This window comes from Lentzea fradiae (assembly GCF_900100955.1).
GTDB lineage: Bacteria > Actinomycetota > Actinomycetes > Mycobacteriales > Pseudonocardiaceae > Lentzea > Lentzea fradiae.
This window is the reverse complement of sequence record NZ_FNCC01000011.1, coordinates 13,630-34,666: the sequence shown is the minus strand read 5'-3', so window position 1 is coordinate 34,666 and position 21,037 is coordinate 13,630. Positions and strand designations below refer to the sequence as shown.

16 protein-coding genes are annotated in these 21,037 nt (G+C 70.3%); 11 read left to right on the top strand and 5 right to left on the bottom strand.

Going from position 1 to position 21,037, the window contains the following annotated elements; all coding sequences use genetic code 11:
* Nucleotides 1-57: 57 nt before the first annotated feature.
* The 7 genes from BLT23_RS25600 (at nucleotide 58) to BLT23_RS25570 (ending at nucleotide 9,436) form a co-directional block, all read left to right on the top strand.
* Nucleotides 58-1,977, top strand: a complete 1,920-nt coding sequence (locus BLT23_RS25600) for a molybdopterin oxidoreductase family protein (protein ID WP_090053104.1) — start codon at nucleotides 58-60, stop codon at nucleotides 1,975-1,977.
* On the top strand, nucleotides 1,974-3,404 hold the full coding sequence (locus BLT23_RS25595; protein ID WP_090053102.1) for an FAD-dependent oxidoreductase: 1,431 nt from the start codon (nucleotides 1,974-1,976) through the stop codon (nucleotides 3,402-3,404). The genes BLT23_RS25600 and BLT23_RS25595 overlap by 4 nt, the downstream gene beginning before the upstream one ends.
* Nucleotides 3,405-3,504: 100 nt before the next feature.
* Nucleotides 3,505-4,806: an MFS transporter gene (locus tag BLT23_RS25590; RefSeq protein ID WP_090053099.1), complete on the top strand. Its 1,302-nt coding sequence runs from the start codon at nucleotides 3,505-3,507 to the stop codon at nucleotides 4,804-4,806.
* A 112-nt stretch (nucleotides 4,807-4,918) separates the two neighbouring features.
* The gene (gene nirB, locus BLT23_RS25585) at nucleotides 4,919-7,387 is read left to right on the top strand and encodes a nitrite reductase large subunit NirB (RefSeq protein WP_090053097.1); all 2,469 of its coding nucleotides are present in this window, start codon (nucleotides 4,919-4,921) and stop codon (nucleotides 7,385-7,387) included.
* Complete coding sequence (gene nirD / locus BLT23_RS25580) at nucleotides 7,384-7,695, top strand: nitrite reductase small subunit NirD (RefSeq protein ID WP_090053094.1); 312 nt, start codon at nucleotides 7,384-7,386, stop codon at nucleotides 7,693-7,695. The genes nirB and nirD overlap by 4 nt, the downstream gene beginning before the upstream one ends.
* Nucleotides 7,692-8,786, top strand: coding sequence for a uroporphyrinogen-III synthase (locus tag BLT23_RS25575; RefSeq protein WP_245744168.1), 1,095 nt, complete (start codon nucleotides 7,692-7,694; stop codon nucleotides 8,784-8,786). Before nirD ends, BLT23_RS25575 begins: the two co-directional genes overlap by 4 nt.
* Nucleotides 8,783-9,436 (top strand): sirohydrochlorin chelatase, encoded by a 654-nt coding sequence (locus tag BLT23_RS25570; RefSeq protein WP_090053092.1) that lies wholly within the window; start codon nucleotides 8,783-8,785, stop codon nucleotides 9,434-9,436. Before BLT23_RS25575 ends, BLT23_RS25570 begins: the two co-directional genes overlap by 4 nt.
* A gap of 13 nt (nucleotides 9,437-9,449) precedes the next feature.
* On the opposite strand, the gene BLT23_RS25565 is transcribed toward BLT23_RS25570, so the two are convergent.
* From BLT23_RS25565 to BLT23_RS25555, 3 genes are read right to left on the bottom strand one after another with little or no spacing between them, the layout of a single operon-like run.
* Nucleotides 9,450-9,776, bottom strand: a complete 327-nt coding sequence (locus BLT23_RS25565) for an MGMT family protein (protein ID WP_090053089.1) — start codon at nucleotides 9,774-9,776, stop codon at nucleotides 9,450-9,452.
* Nucleotides 9,777-9,789: 13 nt separating this feature from the next.
* Nucleotides 9,790-10,779: an alpha/beta hydrolase gene (locus BLT23_RS25560; protein WP_090053086.1), complete on the bottom strand. Its 990-nt coding sequence runs from the start codon at nucleotides 10,777-10,779 to the stop codon at nucleotides 9,790-9,792.
* Between the two features lie 17 nt (nucleotides 10,780-10,796).
* Nucleotides 10,797-12,107, bottom strand: a complete 1,311-nt coding sequence (locus BLT23_RS25555; protein WP_090053084.1) for a cytochrome P450 — start codon at nucleotides 12,105-12,107, stop codon at nucleotides 10,797-10,799.
* Nucleotides 12,108-12,288: 181 nt separating this feature from the next.
* On the opposite strand from BLT23_RS25555, the gene BLT23_RS25550 reads away from it, so the two are divergent.
* Together BLT23_RS25550 and BLT23_RS25545 are read left to right on the top strand one after the other, a co-directional pair.
* Complete coding sequence (locus tag BLT23_RS25550) at nucleotides 12,289-13,107, top strand: SAM-dependent methyltransferase (RefSeq protein ID WP_090053081.1); 819 nt, start codon at nucleotides 12,289-12,291, stop codon at nucleotides 13,105-13,107.
* Nucleotides 13,108-13,209: 102 nt separating this feature from the next.
* Nucleotides 13,210-15,294 carry a putative bifunctional diguanylate cyclase/phosphodiesterase gene (locus BLT23_RS25545; protein WP_090053078.1) on the top strand — a complete coding sequence of 695 codons (2,085 nt, stop codon included), beginning with the start codon at nucleotides 13,210-13,212 and terminating at the stop codon, nucleotides 15,292-15,294.
* Between the two features lie 205 nt (nucleotides 15,295-15,499).
* Here BLT23_RS25545 and BLT23_RS25540 read toward each other — a convergent pair whose 3' ends face one another.
* The gene (locus BLT23_RS25540; RefSeq protein WP_245744167.1) at nucleotides 15,500-16,498 is read right to left on the bottom strand and encodes an alpha/beta fold hydrolase; all 999 of its coding nucleotides are present in this window, start codon (nucleotides 16,496-16,498) and stop codon (nucleotides 15,500-15,502) included.
* Between the two features lie 17 nt (nucleotides 16,499-16,515).
* Nucleotides 16,516-17,829 carry a cytochrome P450 gene (locus tag BLT23_RS25535; RefSeq protein WP_090053802.1) on the bottom strand — a complete coding sequence of 438 codons (1,314 nt, stop codon included), beginning with the start codon at nucleotides 17,827-17,829 and terminating at the stop codon, nucleotides 16,516-16,518.
* Nucleotides 17,830-17,947: 118 nt separating this feature from the next.
* Here BLT23_RS25535 and BLT23_RS25530 point away from each other — a divergent pair, with 118 nt between their 5' ends.
* Both BLT23_RS25530 and BLT23_RS25525 read left to right on the top strand, forming a co-directional pair.
* On the top strand, nucleotides 17,948-18,802 hold the full coding sequence (locus tag BLT23_RS25530) for an SAM-dependent methyltransferase (RefSeq protein ID WP_090053073.1): 855 nt from the start codon (nucleotides 17,948-17,950) through the stop codon (nucleotides 18,800-18,802).
* Nucleotides 18,803-18,911: 109 nt separating this feature from the next.
* The gene (locus BLT23_RS25525; protein WP_090053070.1) at nucleotides 18,912-21,026 is read left to right on the top strand and encodes a putative bifunctional diguanylate cyclase/phosphodiesterase; all 2,115 of its coding nucleotides are present in this window, start codon (nucleotides 18,912-18,914) and stop codon (nucleotides 21,024-21,026) included.
* Nucleotides 21,027-21,037: the final 11 nt, after the last annotated feature.

Here is a 21,037-nt window from a genome sequence, read left to right as displayed (position 1 = left end):
GAGCTTCTTAGCGTCAGCGGCGTGACCCATTGCCCCTACTGCGCGCTGCAGTGCTCCATGAGCGTCATCGACGGCCAGGTGGCCCCTGGCCCCGGTGGGCTGTGCCAGAAGGGCTGGACGGCGGGGGAGCTGCTGCGCCACCCCGGCCGGCTGACGACGCCGCTCCTGCACGGTGAGCCGGTGTCGTGGGACGACGCGCTGGACTTCGTCGCCGCCCGCATCCGGTCGTACGAACCCGACGAGGTCGCCGTGTTCGGCGGCGGCGGACTGACCAACGAGAAGGCGTACGCGCTCGGGAAGTTCGCGCGCGTGGCGTTGAAGACCTCGCAGATCGACTACAACGGCCGGTTCTGCATGTCGTCGGCCGCGGCGGCGGGCAACAAGGCGTTCGGGCTGGACCGCGGGTTGCCGTTCCCGCTCACCGACCTCAAGACGGCGGACGCCGTGCTGCTGGCGGGGTCGAACCCGGCCGAGACCATGCCGCCGTTCCTGCGGCACCTGGAGGGGCCGCGGCTGATCGTGATCGACCCGCGCCGCACGCCGACCGCCGAACGCGCCACGCTGCACCTGCAGCCCGCACCGGGTACGGACCTCGCGCTGGCGCTGGGGTTGCTGCACACCGCGGTCGTCGAAGGGCTCGTCGACAAGGAGTACATCGCCGAGCGCACCACCGGTTTCGACGACGCCTGGCGGGTCGCGGCGCAGTGGTGGCCGGAGCAGACCGAACGCGTCACGGGCGTCTCGGCGGCCGACCAGAGGGCGGCGGTGGAGCTGCTCGCGGGCCGGTCGTACATCCTGACCGGGCGCGGGTCCGAGCAGCACGCGTCGGGCACCGACACCGTGTCGGCGTTCATCAACCTGGCGCTGGCACTGGGACTTCCCGGCCGGGAGGGCTCCGGCTACGGGTGCCTGACCGGGCAGGGCAACGGCCAGGGCGGCCGGGAGCACGGCCAGAAGGCCGACCAGCTGCCCGGCTACCGCAAGATCGACGACCCGGCGGCGCGCAGGCACGTCATGGACGTGTGGGGCGTGTCCGAGCTGCCGGGGCCGGGCCGCAGCGCGTACGAGCTGCTGATGGCCGACGACGTCAAGGCGATGCTCGTGTTCGGCAGCAACCCGGTCGTGTCCGCGCCGCGGGCGGCCGGGGTCGCGGACCGGTTCAAGGCGCTCGACCTGCTGGTGGTCGCGGACTTCGTGCTGTCGGAGACCGCCGCGATGGCCGACGTCGTGTTCCCGGTCACGCAGTGGGCCGAGGAGGACGGCACCATGACCAACCTGGAGGGCCGGGTCATCCGGCGCCGCAAGGCGCTCGACCCGCCTCCCGGGGTCCGCAGCGACCTGGAGCTGCTGAACGGCCTCGCGACGCGCCTCGGCGTGCCGGCCGGGTTCCCGGTCGTGCCGCGGGAGGTCTTCGAGGAGCTGCGCAGGGCTTCCGCCGGTGGTCTCGCCGACTACTCGGGCATCACCTACGACCGCCTCGACGCCGAACGGCTGCACTGGCCGGTGCCCTCGACCGGGCACCCCGGAACACCGAGGCTCTTCCTCGACCGGTTCGCGCACGCCGACGGCCTCGCGCGGTTCGTCCCGGTCGACCACCGCGGCCCGGCGGAACCGCCGGACGCCGAGTTCCCGTTGCAGGCCACCACCGGGCGGGTCCTGCAGCACTACCAGTCGGGTGCGCAGACACGGCGGATCGGCGAGCTGATGAAGGCCGTTCCCGAGATGTACGTGGAGATGCACCCCGACACGGCCGCACGGGCGGGGCTGGAAGCCGGCTCGCTCGCGCACGTCGTGTCCAGGAGGGGCCGGGTGACGGCGGCCGTGCGGTGCGTGCCGAGCATGCGCGCCGACGCGGTGTTCCTGCCGTTCCACTTCCCCGGTGACGGGCGGGCGAACCTGCTCACCAACCCCGCGCTCGACCCCACGAGCCGGATGCCCGAGTTCAAGGTGTGCGCGGTGCGATTGGAGCGGGCATGAGGCGGATCGTGATCGTCGGTTACGGCATGGCGGGTGCGCGGCTGGCGGACGAGGTGCGCCGCCGCGACCCCGGGGTGCACCTCACGGTGGTGGGCGCGGAACCGCACGCCGCCTACAACCGGGTGCTGCTGTCGACGGTGGTGGCGGGTTCGATGACGCCGGAGTCGACGCGGCTGCACGACGACGACTGGGCGGAGCGCCACGACATCGACCTGCGGCTGGGCTGCGGCGTCGAGGAGATCGACCGCGCGGCCCGCACCGTCCGGCTCACCAGCGGTGAGGAGGTCGGGTACGACGCGCTGGTGCTCGCCACCGGCAGCACGCCGTGGGTGCCGCCCGCCGAGGGCCTGCTGGAGGACGGCGCGCTGGCCCCCGGCGTCGTCGCCTTCCGCACCCTCGACGACTGCGCACAGATCGAGGCCAAGGCCGCCAAGGGCATGCCCGTCGCCGTGCTCGGCGGCGGCCTGCTCGGCATCGAGGCCGCCAGGGGGCTCGCCGGACGCGGCTGCCTGGTCACGGTCGTCCACCCGGTCGGCCACCTGATGGAACGCCAGCTCGACCCCGGCGCCGGCACCGTCCTCGCCCGCACGCTCGGCAGGCTCGGCATCGAGTTCCGGCTGAACTCGCTGGCCGCCAAGTACCTCCCCGGCGACGGCCTGGTCCTCGACGACGGCAGCCACGTCCCGGCCGAGCTCGTCGTGGTCTCCGCGGGCGTGCGCGCCGAGACGTCGCTGGCCGTCGCGGCCGGGCTGACCGTCGACCGCGGCATCGTCGTCGACGACGCGCTGCGCACCAGCGACCCGCGCGTCCACGCGATCGGCGACTGCGCGCAGCACCCCGGCACCGTCTCCGGCCTCGTGCAACCGGCCTGGGACCAGGCCGCCGTGCTCGCCGACCGGCTGACCGGCGCCGACCCGGCCGCCCGCTACCGCGGCACGTCCGTCGTCACGAGGCTGAAGGCGCGGGACGTCGACCTCGCCGCGCTGGGCGACGTGCACACCGACGTCGACTGCCCCGACTCGGAGGTCCTGTGCTTCCAGGAACCCTCGCGCGGCCGGTACGCGAAGCTCGTGCTGCGCGACGACCGGGTGGCGGGCGCGATCGTGCTCGGCGCACCGGACGCGGCGGCCACCATCACCCAGCTCTACGACCGCGGCATCCCCGCGCCCACCGACCGGCTCGCGCTGCTGCTCGGCCGCGCCCTGCCCGCGGAGGCCGCGTCACCGGCGGACCTGCCGTCCAGCGCGGTGATCTGCCGCTGCAACACCGTCTCGAAGGGACAGATCGTGTCGGCCTGGCGGGCGGGCGCGGAGTCGTTGCCACAGCTCGCCGAGGCCACCCGCGCGACCACCGGCTGCGGTGGCTGCAAGGACGCGGTCTGCGGCCTGCTCGACTGGCTCGGAGCCTCACAACCGCAGCCCGCGTGATGTGCGGCGGAGTTGCCGCCCGCGTCACAGCGGCGAACCCCTCGGTAATGCCCGGTTCCTAGGTTGTTGGGCAGTCGCCGACCCCGCGGAGGAAGTTCACATGAGCTGGATCGACCACTGGGAGCCGGAGAAGCCCGAGTTCTGGGAGTCCACCGGCAAGCGGATCGCCCGCAAGAACCTGGCGCTGAGCATCTTCGCCGAGAACCTCGGCTTCAGCGTCTGGGTGCTGATGAGCATCGTGGTGGTGAGCCTCGGCTCCGTCGGCTTCGACTTCAGCGTCGGCCAGCAGTTCTGGCTGCTGATCGTGCCGAACCTGGTCGGTTCCGTGCTGCGGGTGCCCTACACGTTCGCGGTGCCGAGGTTCGGCGGCAGGCTGTGGACCACCATCAGCGCGGGCATGCTGCTGATCCCGTGCGCGATGCTCGCCCACGCGGTGACGACGCCGGGCACGCCGTACTGGTTCTTCCTGCTCACCTCGGCCGCGATGGGCCTGGGCGGCGGCAACTTCTCGTCGTCGATGGCGAACATCTCGTTCTTCTACCCGGAGGGCAAGAAGGGTCTGGCGCTCGGCATGAACGCCGCCGGCGGCAACCTCGGCGTCGCGGTCACGCAGCTCATCGTGCCGTTCGTCATCACCATCGGCGCCGGCATCAACCTCGCCTACGCGGCACTGATCTGGATGCCGTTCATCGTGCTCGCCACCGTGCTCGCGTGGTTCTTCATGGACAGCCTCACGCAGGCCAAGCCGGACGGGCAGTCGTACAAGCTCGCACTGTCCAACATGCACACGTGGGTGATGTCGTTCCTGTACATCGGCACGTTCGGCTCGTTCATCGGCTACTCGTTCGCGTTCCCGTCGCTGATCAAGCTGAGCTTCGTCGACTACAAGGGCTGGGTGGGGCTCGCGTTCCTCGGCGCGCTGATCGGCTCGGTCGCCCGTCCGCTCGGCGGCTGGCTCGCCGACCGGATCGGTGGCGCGAAGGTGACGCTCTGGACGTTCGTCGGGCTCGCCATCGGCACGATCGGCGTGCTGGTGAGCGTCGACCTGCAGAACTTCGCGCTGTTCTTCAGCTCGTTCATCCTGCTGTTCGTGCTGGCGGGCGTCGGCAACGGCTCCACCTACCGGATGATCCCGGCGATCTTCCGCACCCAGTCCGACGACGACAAGTCCGCGAAGCGCCAAGCCGCCGCCGTGGTCGGCATCGCGGGTGCGGTCGGCGCGGCCGGTGGCGTGCTGGTGAACCTCGTCTTCAAGTTCTCGCTGGAGGGCTCGAAGACGCTGACGCCCGCCCTGACCGCGATCCTCGTCTTCTACGCGCTCTGCCTGGGCACCACGTGGTGGTTCTACCTGCGGCGCAACGTGTTCGCGGCACGGCCGTCGCTGGCCTACGCGGGCGTGTGACGCACACCGCTCTGAGCTGCGAAGAGAGTTTCCTTTAACACCCGCGAAATAGCGCGGACCTTGGGATGACACGCCGCCCGGTGAGCATACCGGGCGGAAGGAGGGATGCCCGATGGCTGGAACGACTCCCGGAACGTTGGTCGTGATCGGGAACGGCATGGTCGGCCACCGGCTCGTCGAGGTCCTCCGCGACTCGTCCTGGCGGATCGTGGTCTTCGGTGAGGAGAACCGCCCCGCCTACGACCGGGTCGCGTTGTCGTCCTACGTGGACAGCTGGGACTCCGCCGACCTGGAGCTGCCCGCGCTCAGCGGATGTGAGCTGCGTCTCGGCGAGAAGGCGGTCTCGGTCGACAGGGAACGACGTGTCGTCGTCGGCGCGTCCGGCGTCGAGGTCTCCTACGACGTGCTGGTCCTGGCGACCGGATCGGTGCCGTTCGTGCCGCCGGTGCCCGGCCGCGACCTGCCCGGTTGCCACGTCTACCGGACGATCGACGACCTGGACGACATCCGTGCGACCGTCGAGGCCGCCACGCGCCCCGGCCGGAAGTCCGGCATGGTGCTCGGCGGCGGCCTGCTCGGCCTGGAAGCCGCCAACGCGCTGCGCGGCATGGGCGTCTCGCCGCACGTCGTCGAGCTGGCGCCGCGGCTGATGCCGATCCAGGTCGACGAGGGCGGTGCCGGGCTGCTGAAGCGGCTGGTCGAGAAGCTCGACCTGACCGTGCACACCGGTACGTCCGCCTCCTCCATCGAACGCGACGGCGAGCGGCTGATCGCCAAGCTGGCCAGCGGGCTCGAACTGGACCTCGACGTCGTCGTGTTCAGCGCGGGCATCCGGCCGCGCACCGACCTGGACCTGGGCCTGGAGCTGGGGCCGCGCGGCGGCTACCTGGTCGACGCCGCGTGCCGGACCTCCGACCCGCGCGTGTTCGCGATCGGAGAGTGCGCCGCCGTCGAAGGCGTGGCGTACGGGCTGGTCGCGCCCGGTTACGCGATGGCGGAGGTGGTCGCGGACCAGATCTCCGGTGGCACGCGGGTGTTCCCCGGTGCCGACGTGTCCACGAAGCTGAAGCTGCTCGGGGTGGACGTGGCGTCGTTCGGCGACGCGCACGCCGTCACCGAGGGCGCGCTGGAAGTCGTGGTGAACAACGCCGTCGCCGGCACCTACAGCAAGCTCGTCGTGTCGGACGACGCCCGCACGTTGCTCGGCGGTGTGCTCGTCGGTGACGCCTCCGCCTACCCGTCGCTGCGACCGTTGGTGGGCAAGGAAGTTCCGGCGGCGCTGCTGCAACCGGGCGGTGCCGTGGACGTGGAAATGCCCGCGGACGCCCAGGTCTGCTCGTGCCACGCGGTCACCAAGCAGACCATCACCGACGCGATCCAGTCCGGCGTCGCGTGTGACGTGGCCGAGCTGAAGGCGTGCACCAAGGCCGGCACGGGCTGTGGTTCGTGCGTGCCGATGCTGAAGAAGCTGCTGACGGAGTGCGGTGTCGAGCAGTCCAAGGCGTTGTGCGAGCACTTCACGCACTCGCGGGCCGAGCTGTTCGAGATCGTCCGTGCGACCCGGATCACGACGTTCAGCGCGTTGATCGAGAAGCACGGCACCGGCCGCGGCTGCGACATCTGCAAGCCCGCGGTGGCGTCGATCCTCGCGTCGCTCGGGAACGGCCACATCCTCGGCGAGTCGCAGGCGCCGTTGCAGGACACCAACGACAGGTTCCTGGCGAACCTCCAGCGCAACGGCACCTACTCGGTCGTGCCGCGCATCCCCGGCGGCGAGATCACGCCGGAGAAGCTGATCGTGATCGGCGAGGTCGCCCGCGACTTCGGCCTCTACACCAAGATCACCGGCGGCCAGCGCATCGACCTGTTCGGCGCGACGGTCGACCAGCTGCCCCAGATCTGGCGCAGGCTCGTCGACGCGGGCTTCGAGTCCGGGCACGCCTACGGAAAGGCGCTGCGCACGGTGAAGTCCTGCGTCGGCACCACCTGGTGCCGCTACGGCGTCCAGGACTCCGTCGGCCTCGCCATCGAGCTGGAGCTGCGCTACCGGGGCCTGCGGTCGCCGCACAAGCTCAAGTCGGCCGTCTCCGGGTGCGCCAGGGAGTGCGCGGAGGCGCGGAGCAAGGACTTCGGCATCATCGCCACCGAGAACGGCTGGAACCTGTACGTGGGCGGCAACGGCGGCTTCACGCCCCGCCACGCCGACCTGCTCGTGTCCGATGTGGACACCGAGACGCTGGTCCGCGTGATCGACCGGTTCCTGATGTTCTACATCCGCACCGCCGACCGGTTGCAGCGCACGTCGGCGTGGCTGGAAGGGCTCGACGGCGGACTCGACCACCTGCGCGAGGTCGTCGTCGACGACAAGCTCGGCATCTGCGACGAGCTGGAGGCCGCGATGGCCTCGCACGTCACGGACTACGCCGACGAGTGGCGCGGCGTCCTGGAGGACCCGGAGAAGCTGGCGCGCTTCACGTCGTTCGTCAACGCGCCCGGCACGCCCGACCCCACGATCGAGTTCCGCGCTGAACGTGGTCAGCGCGTCCCCGTCTCCCTGGGCATACCGGAGGTCGTCAGATGATCGTCTGTGACTTTGCCGTGCTGCGTCCCGAGCAGGGCGTCGCCGCTCTGCTGCCGGACGGCTCGCAGGTGGCGGTGTTCCTGACCGCCGACGGAGCCGTGCACGCACTCGACAACATCGACCCGTTCAGCGGCGCCGCGGTGCTGTCGCGCGGCATCGTGGGCGACCGCGGCGGCGTGCCCGTCGTGGTGTCCCCGGTCTACAAGCAGGCTTTCGAGCTCGCGACCGGCAAGTGTCTGGACGAGCCGTCGGTGTCCGTCGCGGTGCACTCGGTGCGCGTGCGCGACGGCGTCGTGGAGCTGACGTGACGGGACCGCTGGCGGGCTTCACCATCGGCGTCACCGCGGCCCGCCGCGCCGACGAGCTCATCGCCCTGCTGGAACGCAAGGGCGCCTCGGTCCTGCACGGCCCGGCCATCCGGATCCTGCCGCTGCCCGACGACGCCACCCTGCACCAGGCCACGTCGGCGCTGGTCGCGGCACCCGTGGACGTCGTCGTGGCGACCACCGCGATCGGGTTCCGCGGCTGGTTCGAGGCGGCGGAGGGGTGGGGCCTGGCCGGCAGGCTGCACCGGGCCTTGTCCTCCGCCGTCGTGCTGCCGCGCGGCCCCAAGGCCAAGGGTGCCGTCCGGGCGGCCGGTCTCGTGGAGACGTGGTCACCCGAGTCGGAGTCGAACGCCGAGCTGCTGCAGTACCTGCTGCGGATGGGCGTGGCAGGCAAGCGGGTGGCCGTGCAGCTGCACGGCGAACCGTTGCCGGACTTCGTGAACACCCTCGCCGCCGCCGGTGCCGACGTCGTCGAGATCCCCGTCTACCGCTGGGAACCCCCGGCCGACATCCGGCCGCTGGAGTCGCTGATCGACGCCGTGCTGGGCGGACAGGTGGACGCCCTGACGTTCACCAGTGCTCCCGCAGCGGCCTCGGTGCTGCGGACCGCCGGGGACCGGTACGGCGCGCTGGTCGAAGCGTTGCGGCGGAACGTCCTCGTCGTCGGCGTCGGTGCGATCACGGCCGGGCCGCTGGTCGCCGCCGGGATTCCCGTCGTGCAGCCCGTCCGGTCCCGGATCGGGTCGATGGTGCGGGAGCTGGCGGTCGAGCTTCCAGCTCGGGCCACCCGGTTGCGGATCGCCTCGCGGGAGATGGAGATGCGGGCGTCCGCTGTCGTGATCGACGGTGAGCTGCGGCCTGTCGCTCCGGCTCCGATGGCTGTGCTGCGGACGCTGGTCGCTGCTCGGGGGCGGGTGGTGTCCCGGCAGGAGTTGTTGGCTGCCTTGCCTTCCGGGGGTGAGGAGCACGCTGTGGAGACCGCCATCGGGCGGTTGCGGACCGCTCTGGGGTCGCCGCAGATGGTGTGCACGGTCGTCAAGCGTGGTTACCGGCTAGCTATGGAGCCCGCGTGAAACTTGTTCTGGCGTTTCACGGAACCCGTTCTCCTCGCGGGATTGCTGTGTGTGAGGAGATCGCCGCCGCGGTCCGGTCCGCTGTGGACGTTCCGGTTGTGGTGGGGTACGCGGACGTTCTCGAGCCTTCTGTTGGGGCTGTTGTCGACTCGCCTTGTGTCGTGGTGCCTGTGTTCTTGGCGGCTGGGTATCACGTTCGGGTTGACATCCCCGAGCAGATCGGGGGGCGTGCCGGGGTGGTCGTGACCCGGCCACTCGGGGTGGATGCCGTTCCCGCGGTTCGAGATCGGTTGCGAGAGGCCGGGTTTCGTCGAGGGGATGCCGTTGTGCTTGCCGCAGCCGGGTCTTCCGATGAGCGGGCGCTGGCCGATGTCCGGCGGGCCGGGGCGTTGCTGGGGGCTGTGGGGATCGGGTACGTGGCCACCGCCGATCCTCGGATCGCCGATGTGGTCGCCGGGATTCGGGGGCGGCGGGTGGCTGTCGCGTCCTGGTTGCTGGCGCCCGGAGTGTTCCACTCCGCTGTCGTGGGTTGTGGCGCCGAGGTTGTCGCTGAGCCTGTCGGGGCGCATCCACTGGTTGTCGATGCCTTGGTTCGGCGGTATTTCGAGGGGATGGCAGCGACCGGCGGGTCGGTTCGCTTCGCGTCGTGAGCCGGTGCGCGCGTCACCAGAGGCCGGGAGGTTCCTCCGGTTCCGGTTTGCGGGCCTGTTCCCAGCGGTGGTCGCGCAGGTTGACCTTGCCGTCCAGGTTGGGGACGCCCTCCTCGTGCAGGAGCTGGAGCTGGATGTCGCGCAGGTGCGGGGCGCAGGTGCCGTCGGCTTTCAGGACCCGTTGCCACGGCAGGTCGTGGCCGTCCTCGTTGAGGATGCGGCCCACCAGGCGTGGTGACGGGGCCTTGGCGAGGTCCGCGATGTCGCCGTAGGTGGCGACTCGGCCGCGGGGGATGGCCTTGATGTAGTCGCGGACCCGTTCGTGGATCTCCTCGTCCATCCCGGAAGTGTAGCTAGATCGTCTTTGCCCAGGAGGCGACTGCCGCGTGGTAGTCGGGGGCGTTGGGGGCGTAGTTGATGGAGTGGCCGTAGCCGTTGAGGACGTAGGTGTCCAGGCGGGGGACCGAGGGGAAGAACGGGGCCTCGTCTGCCTTGAGGGCGGCTGGGGACGAGCAGTCACTGCCCATCAGGGGGATGCCCGAGCCGCAGAAGTGGGTGTCGTTGCCGACGGCGATCATCACCGGGACGGTGATGCGGCGGGAGATCGGGATGATGACCGTGTTCATCAAGATCGTGTCCACTGCCTCGGTTACGGCGAAGACGTCTTTTGTGTTCTCGTCCCAGGCGATGGCGCCGGTGACCAGCGGGCCTGGTTTGTGGAAGGCGTTGTAGCGGGTGTCGGGCATGGTGGTCAGGTAGCCGGGGTCCAGACGCGCCGGGATCATGTTCGCGAGGACCGGGACCACGGTCACGTAGTTCATCTTGTGGGTGAAGCCGGTGACCAGGACGCCGTCCACGTCGCGGTAGGTGCCTGCCTCGATCATGGCCATCGCGGAGCCGATGGAGTGGCCCGCGACGATCACCTTGGTGAAGCGCGGTTTCAGGGTGGTGATGACCTGGTGGACCGCGCTCGCCTGGGTCGAGGCGGTGACGAGGGCGCTCAGGGGTGTGGAGCTGCGGCCGGTGCCCAGGCGGTCCAGGGCCAGGGTGGCGATGCCCGCCTTGTTCTGGGACGTCGTGAACGAGTGGGTGGACGGTTCGAAGCCGACGTCCCAGTAGGACCTGTCGTAGGTGCCTCCGGGGATCAGGACCTGCACGGTACGCGCGTTGGACGGGACGCACAGCCTGCCGGCCATCGTCTCCTGGGTCGTCACCAGCGGGGTGAGGCCGATGCGCACCGGGTAGCTGACGTCCTCGCACGTCACCGCGGCCGACGCCGGGGGTGGGGCCAGGAGGGTGGCGGTGGTGAGCAGGGCCGCGGCGCAGAGCCTGCGGAGACGCATGGGGGTACTACCTCCGGTCAGTGGCGGGGGACGGCGCGCATCAGCAGGCCGTGCGGGTACGGCGCGGACGTGAACTTCACGCGGGCCGGTCTGGTGGGGACGAGGCGCCAGCGGGACGCGATCGTCGCGAGGGTGAGGACGACCTCGGTCTGGGCGAAGACGTTGCCCAGGCACTGGCGGGTGCCGCCGCCGAACGGGACGAAGGCGCCGCGGGGGAGGGCGGCGGTGAGCTCGGGGGTCCAGCGGTCAGGGGCGAAGCGGTGCGGGTCCGGGAAGTGGCGCGGGTCGTGGTGCAGGGCGTGAGGGCTGATGATCACCTCGGCGCCCGCGGGGAGGGTCGCGGCGCCCAGTCGCACCTCGGTGAGGGTTCGGCGCATCACGAACCAGATCGGGTAGCGGCGGAGGGTCTCCTGCACGATCTTCGTGGTGTAGGTCAGTTTCGGGATGTCGGCGAACGTCACCTCGCGGTCGCCCAGGACGGTGTCCAGCTCCCTGTGTAATCGGTGCTCGACGTCCGGGTTCTCGCCGACCTCGTGCAGCGCCCAGGCCAGTGCGATGGCGGTGGTCTCGATGCCCGCGGTGAGCAGGGTGAGGACCTCGTCGTAGGTCTGCTGGTCGGTCATGCCGGCGCCGTCTTCCCTGGCCAGCAGCAACGTCGACAGCACGTCGCCGTGGTCGGTTCCGTCGGCGCGCCAGCTCTGGATCACTTGCAGCACAACGGCTTTCATGCGCGTGATGGCGGCGTCGAAGTCCCTGTTGCCCGGTAGCGGGAGCTTCTCGACGAACGACGGCGTCAGCGCGCGGATCATCCCCTGCTGGATGACCGTGAAGATGGACCTGCGGATCTCGGCGACGGCGCGTTGCCCCATCTCGGTGGAGAAGAGCGTCTCACCGACGATCGTGACCGCGAGCTCCTGCATGTCCTCCTCGACGGCGCGGACCTCGTCGGGCCGCCACCTCGCAGCCAGCGCAGCAGCTGTACGAACCATCGTCGACGCATACGCCTCAATCCGTTCGCGGTGGAAGGCGGGCTGCATCATCCGGCGTTGCCGCAGGTGGTGCTCGCCGTTCGACAGCAGCAGACCGGTGCCCAGGTAAGGCTGGAACTTGTCGAACATCGCGCCTTTGCGGAACTTCGACCCTTGGGAGACAAGGACTTCGTAGGTCAGCTCAGGGCTCGTGACGAAGTGTGCGCGCAGTGGGCCGAGGTCGAGGCGCACGATGTCACCGTGCTCGTGCAGCGCGTCGGTGAACCCGGCGCGCCGGAGGAGCATCGCCGGTGTGTGCCCTAACAGCGGCCAGCGGCTCGGGGCCACCGGGACGGGCATTCGGAACTCCTGAGGAGTGGGGCCGAACGGGGACGGACCACCCTAGGAGCCGTTTGGATGAAGACGACAGTGCCTGATCGGGTGATTCCGCGTCACTCTCCTGGCTCAGTCCCGAGGCAGTTCCACTGGCTAGGCTCGTGCGTCTTCCCCGGACCGCCACGAAACCGAAGAGGTGTTTCCCGTGGCAGAGACCCAGAGCTGGGTACCTCCCGGCATCGACACGGCCGTGCCGAGCATGGCCCGCGTCTACGACTACATCCTCGGCGGCGCCCACAACTTCGCCGCCGACCGGCAGGTCGGCTCCCAGATCGAGAAGCTGGTTCCCGGGCTGCCGAGCGTCGCCCGGCTCAACCGCCGCTTCCTCGGCCGCGCCGTGCGCTTCCTGATGGACCGGGGAGTCCGGCAGTTCCTCGACATCGGGTCCGGCATCCCGACGGTCGCGAACGTGCACGAGGTGGCGCAGGAACGCGACCCGGCGGCGCGGGTCGTCTACGTCGACAAGGACCCGGTCGCCGTCGCGCACAGCCGGTTGTTGTTGGCTGACAACGACAACGCCGCGATCGTGCAGGCCGACATGCGCGACCCGGAGGCCGTGCTGGCGAGTCCCGGCCTGCGGCGGCTGCTGCGGTTCGACGAACCGGTCGGGCTGTTGTTCCTGCTCATGCTGCACTGGGTGCCGGACGAGGACGGTCCCGGCGAGCTCGTCGCGAGCTACCGCGACGCGTTGCCCGCCGGCAGCTTCGTCGTGATGACGCACGTCGCGAAGGACCAGATCGGCGAGAACGTCGGCAGGGCCGCGGACGTGGTGAACCGCAGCAAGAGCGCCGACCGGATGCACATGCGTACCCATGAGCAGGTCAGCGCGCTCTTCGACGGGTTCGGCCTGGTCGAGCCGGGCCTCGTCGGCTGCGGGGAGTGGCGTCCGGACGGACCGGGCGACTTCGCCGACGAGGCGTCCATGAACATGTTCTTGTACGCTGGTGTTGGTCGTAAGGACTGAAATCACACGGCAGTGTCCGAGGATCACACTGTTGGCTCAATGGCCGCCGACTGCCGGTAGGTAAACTGCCGGACACTCTTCAACCCATACAGGGCAACGGGAATGACGAATCCGAGCCGAAGACCCGATGCCGCTCCGCCGCAGGACACCGCCGCCGTCCGCGCGCGAGAAGCCTTGGCGCGCAAGTGGAGCTACCTGCTCAGCAGCGTCGTCGTCGTCGCGATGAACAGGGACGAGCTGGACGCCGAGCTCGGCGACCAGCTCGACGCGTTGTGCGCGGCGCTGCACAGCGAGCCGTTCGACCCTGCCCCGTTCGAGGAGGTGGGGGAGCGGCTCGTCGCTCTCGGCTACGTGAACGAGCCCGGTCTCAAGCGCACGATCGACGTGCTCGGCAAGGGCTTGATGGCGTTGGAGGAGCTCCGGTCCGTCGAGCAGCTCGCCGTGCGCGTTGTCGGCGGCATCGGCGCGCTGACGTGCGGTTTCAGCGCGGCCCGCGCCCGGTCGATCCTGGACCAGCAGGAGAGCATGCAGCGGTCGCTGCTCAAGGCCGCCCACGACGCGCAGCGCGACCGGCGGCAGACCGAGGCCAAGTTCGAGGTCGTCGCCCACTCGTCGACGAACGGCATCCTCCTCGTCGGCCTCGACGGCAGGGTCGTGTGGGCGAACGAGGCCATCGGCGACATCCTCGGCCACGCCCCCGAGCCCGGCACGCGGCTCATGGAGCTCGTCGCACCCGGCTCGATCGCCGTGTTCCGCGAGATGATCGAGCGGGTGCTCGCCGAACGCGGTGACTTCGAGCGCGAACCGCTCCAGCTGCTGCGCGGCGAGGACGACCTGGCGAAGGTCACCCTGACGGCGTCACTGCTGCGCGACGCCGACGGCAAGGCGAGCCACGTGCTCGTCGTCGCGGACGACGCCACGGAACTTGCTCTGTTGCAAGGAGAACTGCGCCGCCAGTCGCTGCACGACGTGCTGACCGGCCTGCCCAACCGGCAGTTCTTCACCACGCACCTGGAGACGGTGCTGCGCCGCGCGGACCCGGAGCTCGGCGTCACCGTGTTCCACCTCGACCTCGACGCGTTCGGCCTGGTGTGCAACAGTCTCGGCGGCCGCATCGGCGAGAAGCTGCTGCAACACGTGTCACGCAGGCTGCGCACGGTGATGTCGCGCGAGCAGGCGATGGTCGCCCGGTTCGACGGCGACGAGTTCGGCATCGTCGTCGAGAACTCGCCCGGCACACCGGACATCGCCGCCATCATGGCCGCCATCAACACCGACCTGTCCGAGCCGGTGTTCGTCGACGACCACGGTCTCGCCGTCTCGGTGAGCGCCGGCGTCGTCCACCGGCCGTCACCCGACATCGACCCCGCGGAGCTGCTGCGCATGGCCGACCTGGCGTTACGTCAGGCCAAAAAGGACCAGCGCGGCCAGTGGAAGCTGTTCCACGGCAACGAGAGCACAGCGGACCGCCGGGACGCCGCGCTGGCCGTCGTGATGCCCGGCGCGTGGGAGCAGGGCGACATCGGCGTCTGCTACCAGCCCGTCCGCGTGCTCGCGACCGGTGAGCTGGCGGGCGTGGAGGCGGTGCTGCACTGGGACCTCTCCGACCGCTGCGCCGAACTGGCCGACTCGACGGGTCTCATCCTGCCGATGGGCGAGTGGCTCATCAGGATCGCGGCGGGCCAGGCGCAGTGGTGGCGGCAGCGCGGCGAGCTCGACGCGCAGTTCGGCGTCCGCCTCACCCGCCACCAGGCGACCGACGCCGACCTGGTGTCCCGCGTGGCGAAGGTGCTCGACGAGACGGGTATGGCTGCGCGGAGCCTGACGCTCACCATGCCCGTCGGCGTGCTGCCGGTGGCAGGGGCGGCCGAGAACCTGGCGACGCTCGCGGACATGGGCGTGCGGATCGCGCTCGACGACTTCGGCCTCGGCCCGCGGGACCTGGCGTGGCTCACGGAGCTGCCGGTGGTGTCGGTGCTCGTGCCGAAGGACTTGGTGCGGCGTCAGGACACCCGCTCGGCCGCGTTGGTCCCGGCGGTGCACGACCTGGGCGTGGACCTGTGCGTGGACGGCATCGAGAACGCCGACCAGGCCGACTGGTGGACCGACGCGGGCGCCGACCTAGCGATCGGCGCCCACTTCGGCTCACCCGAGAACGCGGGCGACTTCCTCAAGCAGCTCAGCTGAACGCTGCCCCGCCGTTGCCCGTCACGCACCCACCCGTGTGTCATCCGTACAGCGGTCACCGCTCTCTCTGCGCGACGTGGCTTTAGTACGCGGGGTCCCCGCGTACTCGTGGAGCGAACGTGGGGCCCCCGCGTGCAGCAGGGCGAACACGAAAGAGAAGTGCTAGCGGGGTGGGGGGTTACGGACAGCGGTCGTGGAAGCAGGTTCAGATGCTGCGCTGCCACGCGATGAGCGCCGCGTGGTAGGCGTCGGCCTCGGTGGTGTCGTAGTTGAAGACGTGCCCGTAGCCGTTGACGACGTGGCCGTCCAGCCGGGGTGCCCGCGGGTAGAACGGCCGCTCGGACCTCACCAGCGCCTGCGGCGAGGAGCAGTCGGCGCCGAGCGGCGGGGTGCCGCAGAAGTAGTCGGCCGACGTCTGCACGGTCATCACCGGCACCGAGATGGTGGTGCTGGCGGGCAGCACGAGGTTGGACATCAGCGCGGTGGTGACGAACTCGCCCGCCGACACGACGTCCTTGGTGGCCTCGTCCAGGCTGATCACCTCGGCGAGGTTCGGGCCGGGCGCGTGGAACATCGTGTACCGGGTTCCCGGCGCCGTCGTCAGGTAGCCGACGTCGAGGCCGCGCAGGCTCAGCTTCGGGTCGAGGAGCGCGGGGATCAGGTTCGTCAGCGCGGGCACGGCGCGGAGGTAGTCCCACTGGTGTGTCATGCCGGTGACCAGGACGCCGTCGACGTCGCGGTAGCGGGCGGCCTCCACCATCGCGATGGCAGAGCCGATGGAGTGCCCGCCCACCAGCACCTTGGCGAACCGCGGGCGCAGGTTCTGCACGACCTGGTGCACCGCCTGCGCCTGGTTCGGGACGTCGACGAGGATGCTGAGCGGCTTGGTGCTCTTGCCCGAGCCGATCCGGTCCACCGCCATCGTGGCGATGCCCGCGCTGTTCATCGAACGGGTGACGGACCGCCTCTCGCCCTCGCCGGGGATGTCCCAGTAGCCGCTCGTGTACGTGCCACCGGGGACGAGCACCTGCACGGTCGTCGCTCCGCGGGGCACGCACAGCCTGCCGTACATCGTCTGCTGGATCAGCCCGAACCGGACGGGGGTGTGCACGTCCTCGCAGGTGGTCTGAGCGGCACTGGCCGGCGTGGGAACCGGTAGGAACGCGGCGAGCAGCACGGCGGCACAAAGCCGACGGAAACGCATGGGGGGAGAACCTCCAGCTAGCGGGGGACGACCTTCATCATGAGGTCGTTGGGGTAGGCCGCATTGGTGAACCTGGTGCGCACGGGCCGGTCGGGGACGAGCCGGTACCGCGAGAAGACCGTCGCCGCGACGATGGCGATCTCGGTCAGGGCGAAGTGGTTGCCGATGCACTGGTGGATGCCGCCGCCGAACGGGACGAAGGCGCCTTTGGGCAGCAGCTTCGCTCGTTCGGGGAGCCAGCGGTCCGGGTCGAAGCGCTCCGGGTCGGGGAAGTGGGCGGGGTCGTGGTGCAGCGTGTGCGGGCTGAGGATGACCTCGGTGCCCGGGGGTAATCGGACGCCGCCGAGCTCGACCTCCTCGGCGGTGCGGCGCATGATCAGCCAGAGCGAGTACTTGCGCAGGACCTCGTTCGCGACCCTGCCCAGGTAGGTCAGCCGCGGCACGTCGCCGACCGTCACCGGCCGCCCGCCCAGCACCTCGTCGACCTCCGCCAGCACCCGCTCCTCGACCTCGGGGTTGGCGGCGATCTCGTGGAAGATCCAGGCGAGCGCGAGCGCGGTGGTCTCGATCCCCGCGGTCAGCAATGTGACGACCTCGTCGAAGACCTGCTCGTCGGTCATCGGCTCACCGGTCGCGGTGTCCTTGGCGAGCATCAGCGTCGACAGCAGGTCGCCGTGGTCGGTGTCGTCGCCGCGGCGGCTGTCGACGACCTCCTGCACGATGGCGCGCATCCGGGCGATGGCCTCGTCGAACTCCCGGTTGGCCGGGATGGGCAGCTTCTCCACGAACCCCGGCGAGAGGGCGCGCAGGATGCCGTTCTTGACGATCACGAACACCGACCGGCGGGCCTCGTCGACCGCCCTGCGGCCGATCTCGGTGGAGAACAGCGCCTCGCCCACGATCGTGACGGCGAGTCCCTGCATGTCCACCTCCAGCCGCCGCACCTCGTCCGCCCGCCACCGTCCGACGAGCTCCCCGGCAGCGCGGGACATGATGGCCGCGTAGGCCGCGATCCGGTCGCGGTGGAACGCCGGCTGCATCATCCTGCGCTGGCGGAGATGGTAGGACCCGCTCGACAGGGCGAGCCCGTTGCCCGCGAACCGGCGGAACTTGTCGTACATCCTGCCCTTGTGGAACTTCGGCGCGTCGGTGACCAGCACCTGGTGCATCAGCTGCGGACTGGTGACGAAAAAAGCCCGCAACGGGCCGAGGTGAACCTCCACCAAGTCGCCCTGGTCACGCAAATTCGCGGTGAACGCGAATCTTTTCGTGAGCATTGGCAACGAGTGCCCGAGAAATGGCAACCGGCCGGGTGCCACCGGGACGGACATCATCGCTCCTCGTCCGGGGAAAGAGGGGGACACCATATGAGTCATTCGGTTGAGGACGACAGTGGCCGATCGGGTGGAGCTGGTTCACACTTGCGGCGTAATCGAGTGCGCTCAGTGCATGACTAAGCTGGTGCGTCCGCAACCCGAAGAGGTGTTCGCCGTGGCCGACGAGAACTGGATCCCGCAGAACGTCGACGTCTCCGTGCCCAGCGCGGCACGCGTGTACGACTACCTGCTCGGCGGCGCGCACAACTTCGCGGTCGACCGGGTGATGGGCGACAAGGCCGAGCAGATGATGCCGAACTCGCGCAACGCGGCGAGGCTCAACCGCGCGTTCCTCCGCCGGGCCGTGCGGTTCATGACCGAGCAGGGCGTCCGCCAGTTCCTGGACATCGGCTCCGGCATCCCGACCGTGGCGAACGTGCACGAGGTGGCGCAGGAGCAGGCGCCCGACTGCCGGGTCGTCTACGTGGACCGCGACCCCGTCGCCGTCGCGCACGGCCAGCTGATCGTCGCAGGTAACGACCGGGTCGGCGTGCTGCAGGCCGACATGAGGGACCCGGAGAGCATCCTCGGCAGCGCCGAGGTCAGGCGGTTGCTGGACCTCGACGAGCCCATCGGGCTGCTGCTGCTGTTCATGGTCCACTGGGTGCCGGACGAGGCCGACCCGCAGAGCCTGCTCAAGAGGTACCGGGAGGCGCTGCCGAGCGGGAGCTACCTCGCGATCTCGCACATGGCGGGCGACCACGTCAACGACGAGGCCAGGGCCGTGACCGACCGGATGAGCAAGGCCGGCGGCGGTGACGTGACCTACCGGGACCGCGCCGAGATCGAGGCGTTCTTCGGTGATTTCGAGATCGTCGAACCAGGGCTCGTCAAGTTCGCCGAATGGCGTCCTTCCGGTCCCGGCGACGTTTCCGACGACCCGGCCGTGAACAGGATCGCGTTCGCCGGGGTCGGACGGAAGCCGTAGCGGAAATTCCGATCGAGGGATGATAATTCACGCTACCGGTTGAGGTCGCACCTACCGTGCGTGGGTAAACTTCCGGGATCCTCCGAGCCCACAGCGAGGCCGCCCCGAAATGTCCACGCCGCGCCGAATACCCGACGTCACGCCGTCTCCGCAGAACAACGAGAAGGCGCGGCGGACACTCGCGCGCAAATGGTCGTACCGCCTGCTGGGCGCCGTCGCCATCCCGATGGGCAGAGAGGATCTCGACGCCGAACTGGGTGAACGGCTCGATGCGCTCTGCGACCTCCTGCACGCCGAGAAGTTCGACCCCTCCGCCGCCGAGCAGTTCGGCGTGGACCTCGCGAACCTCGGTCACCTCGGACGGCCCGGCCTGCGCTGCACCGCCGAGGTCCTCGGCAAGGGCCTGCTCGCGCTGCCGGAGCTCCAGCCGCTCGAGCAGTACGCCGAACGGGTCGTGCTCGCGATCGGCGCCATCGGCACGGGGTTCACCGCCGCGAACACCGAGTCCGTGCTCGCCCAGCAGGAGAGCATGCAGCGGTCGCTGCTCAAGGCCGTGCGCGACGCCAACTGGAACCTCAAGGAGAGCGAGGCCCGCTACAACGAGGTCGTCACCTCCTCCAGCAACGGCGTCCTCATCGTCGACCTGGAAGGCAGGCTCGTCCGGGCCAACGCCGCCATCGGCGAGATTCTCGGCTACACCGCCGACGAGCTCACCGGCATGGCGCTGCTCGACCTCGTGGCACCCGACTTCGTCGACATGCTCAGGTCCGCGCTCGACGAGCTGCTGGCGGGCCGGGCGCACCGGGTGCGGCAGGCGCAGCGGATGCTGCGCATCGACGGCGAACCGGCACGGCTCACGCTGACGGCGTCGCTGCTGCGCGGCGCGGACGACGAGAGCAGCCACTTCGTCGTGGTCGTCGAGGACGGCACCGAGCTGGAGCTGTTGCAGAACGAGCTGAAGCGGCAGTCGCTGCACGACGTGCTGACCGGCCTGCCGAACCGGCAGTTCTTCACCACGCAGCTGGAGTCCGTGCTGCGCAAGGCCGACCCCGAGCACGGCATCACCGTCCTGCACCTCGACATCGACGCGTTCGGCATGGTGAGCAACAGCTTCGGCGGCCGCATCGCCGAACGGCTGCTCCAGCACGTCGCCCAGCGCCTGCGGGTGCTGCTGGCGGGCGAGAAGGTCATGATCGCCCGGTTCGGCGGCGACGAGTTCGGCGTCCTGCTGGAGAACAAGGCCACCACGCCCGCCATCGGCGCGATCATGAAGAGCATCAACGACGACCTGCTCGAACCGACCTATGTGGACGGTCACGGGCTGGCGGTGTCGATGAGCGCGGGCGTCGTGCAGCGGCCGGACCCCGCGACCGAGCCCGTCGACCTGCTGCGCGCGGCCGACACGGCGCTGCGCAGGGCCAAGGTGCGCAGGCGCGGGCAGTGGGAGGTGTTCCACCCCGGCCAGGACGCCGAGGACCGGCGCGACCACCTGCTGGCCGTGTCGATGCCCGCCGCCTGGGAGGACGGCGAGATCACCGTGCGGTACCGGCCGCTCGTGCGGCTGGCGGGCGGTGAGGTCAACGGCGCCGAGGCGCTGCTGCACTGGGACCGGCCGGGACTCGGCGTGCTCGGCCACGACCGGTGCGCGGGGCTCGCCGAGGCGACCGGGCTGATCCTGCCGCTCGGCGAGTGGCTGCTCAAGATCGCGGGCGGCCAGTCGGCGTGGTGGCGGCAGCGCGGCCAGTTCGACAGGTCGCTCGTCGTGCGGCTCACCCCGCACCAGTCGACCGACGCCGACCTGGTGTCCCGCGTCGTCCGGGTACTGGAGGAGACCGGCCTCGACCCGGCGCGGCTCGCCCTCAGCATGCCCGCCGAGGTGCTGCCGCTGACCGACGCGGCCGACAACCTCACCACCCTCGCGGGCGTCGGCGTGCACATGGGCGTCGACGACTTCGGTCTCGGCCCGCTCGACCCCGCCGCCGTGTCCGAGCTGCCGGTGCGGTCCGTGCGGGTGGCGACACCGCTGGTCGAACGCAGGTCCCCGTACGTGACGGCACTGTTGCCGCTGATGCGCGAGGCCGGGGTGGCGGTCGCCGTCGACGGCATCTCCGGCGCCGAGCAGGCCCGGTGGTGGCGCGAGGCGGGAGCGGACTTCGCGACCGGCGCGCACTTCGGCCCCACCCACACCCCCGGCGGCTTCCTGCAGGGCCTGGAGCTGCGCTGACTGCTCCGATC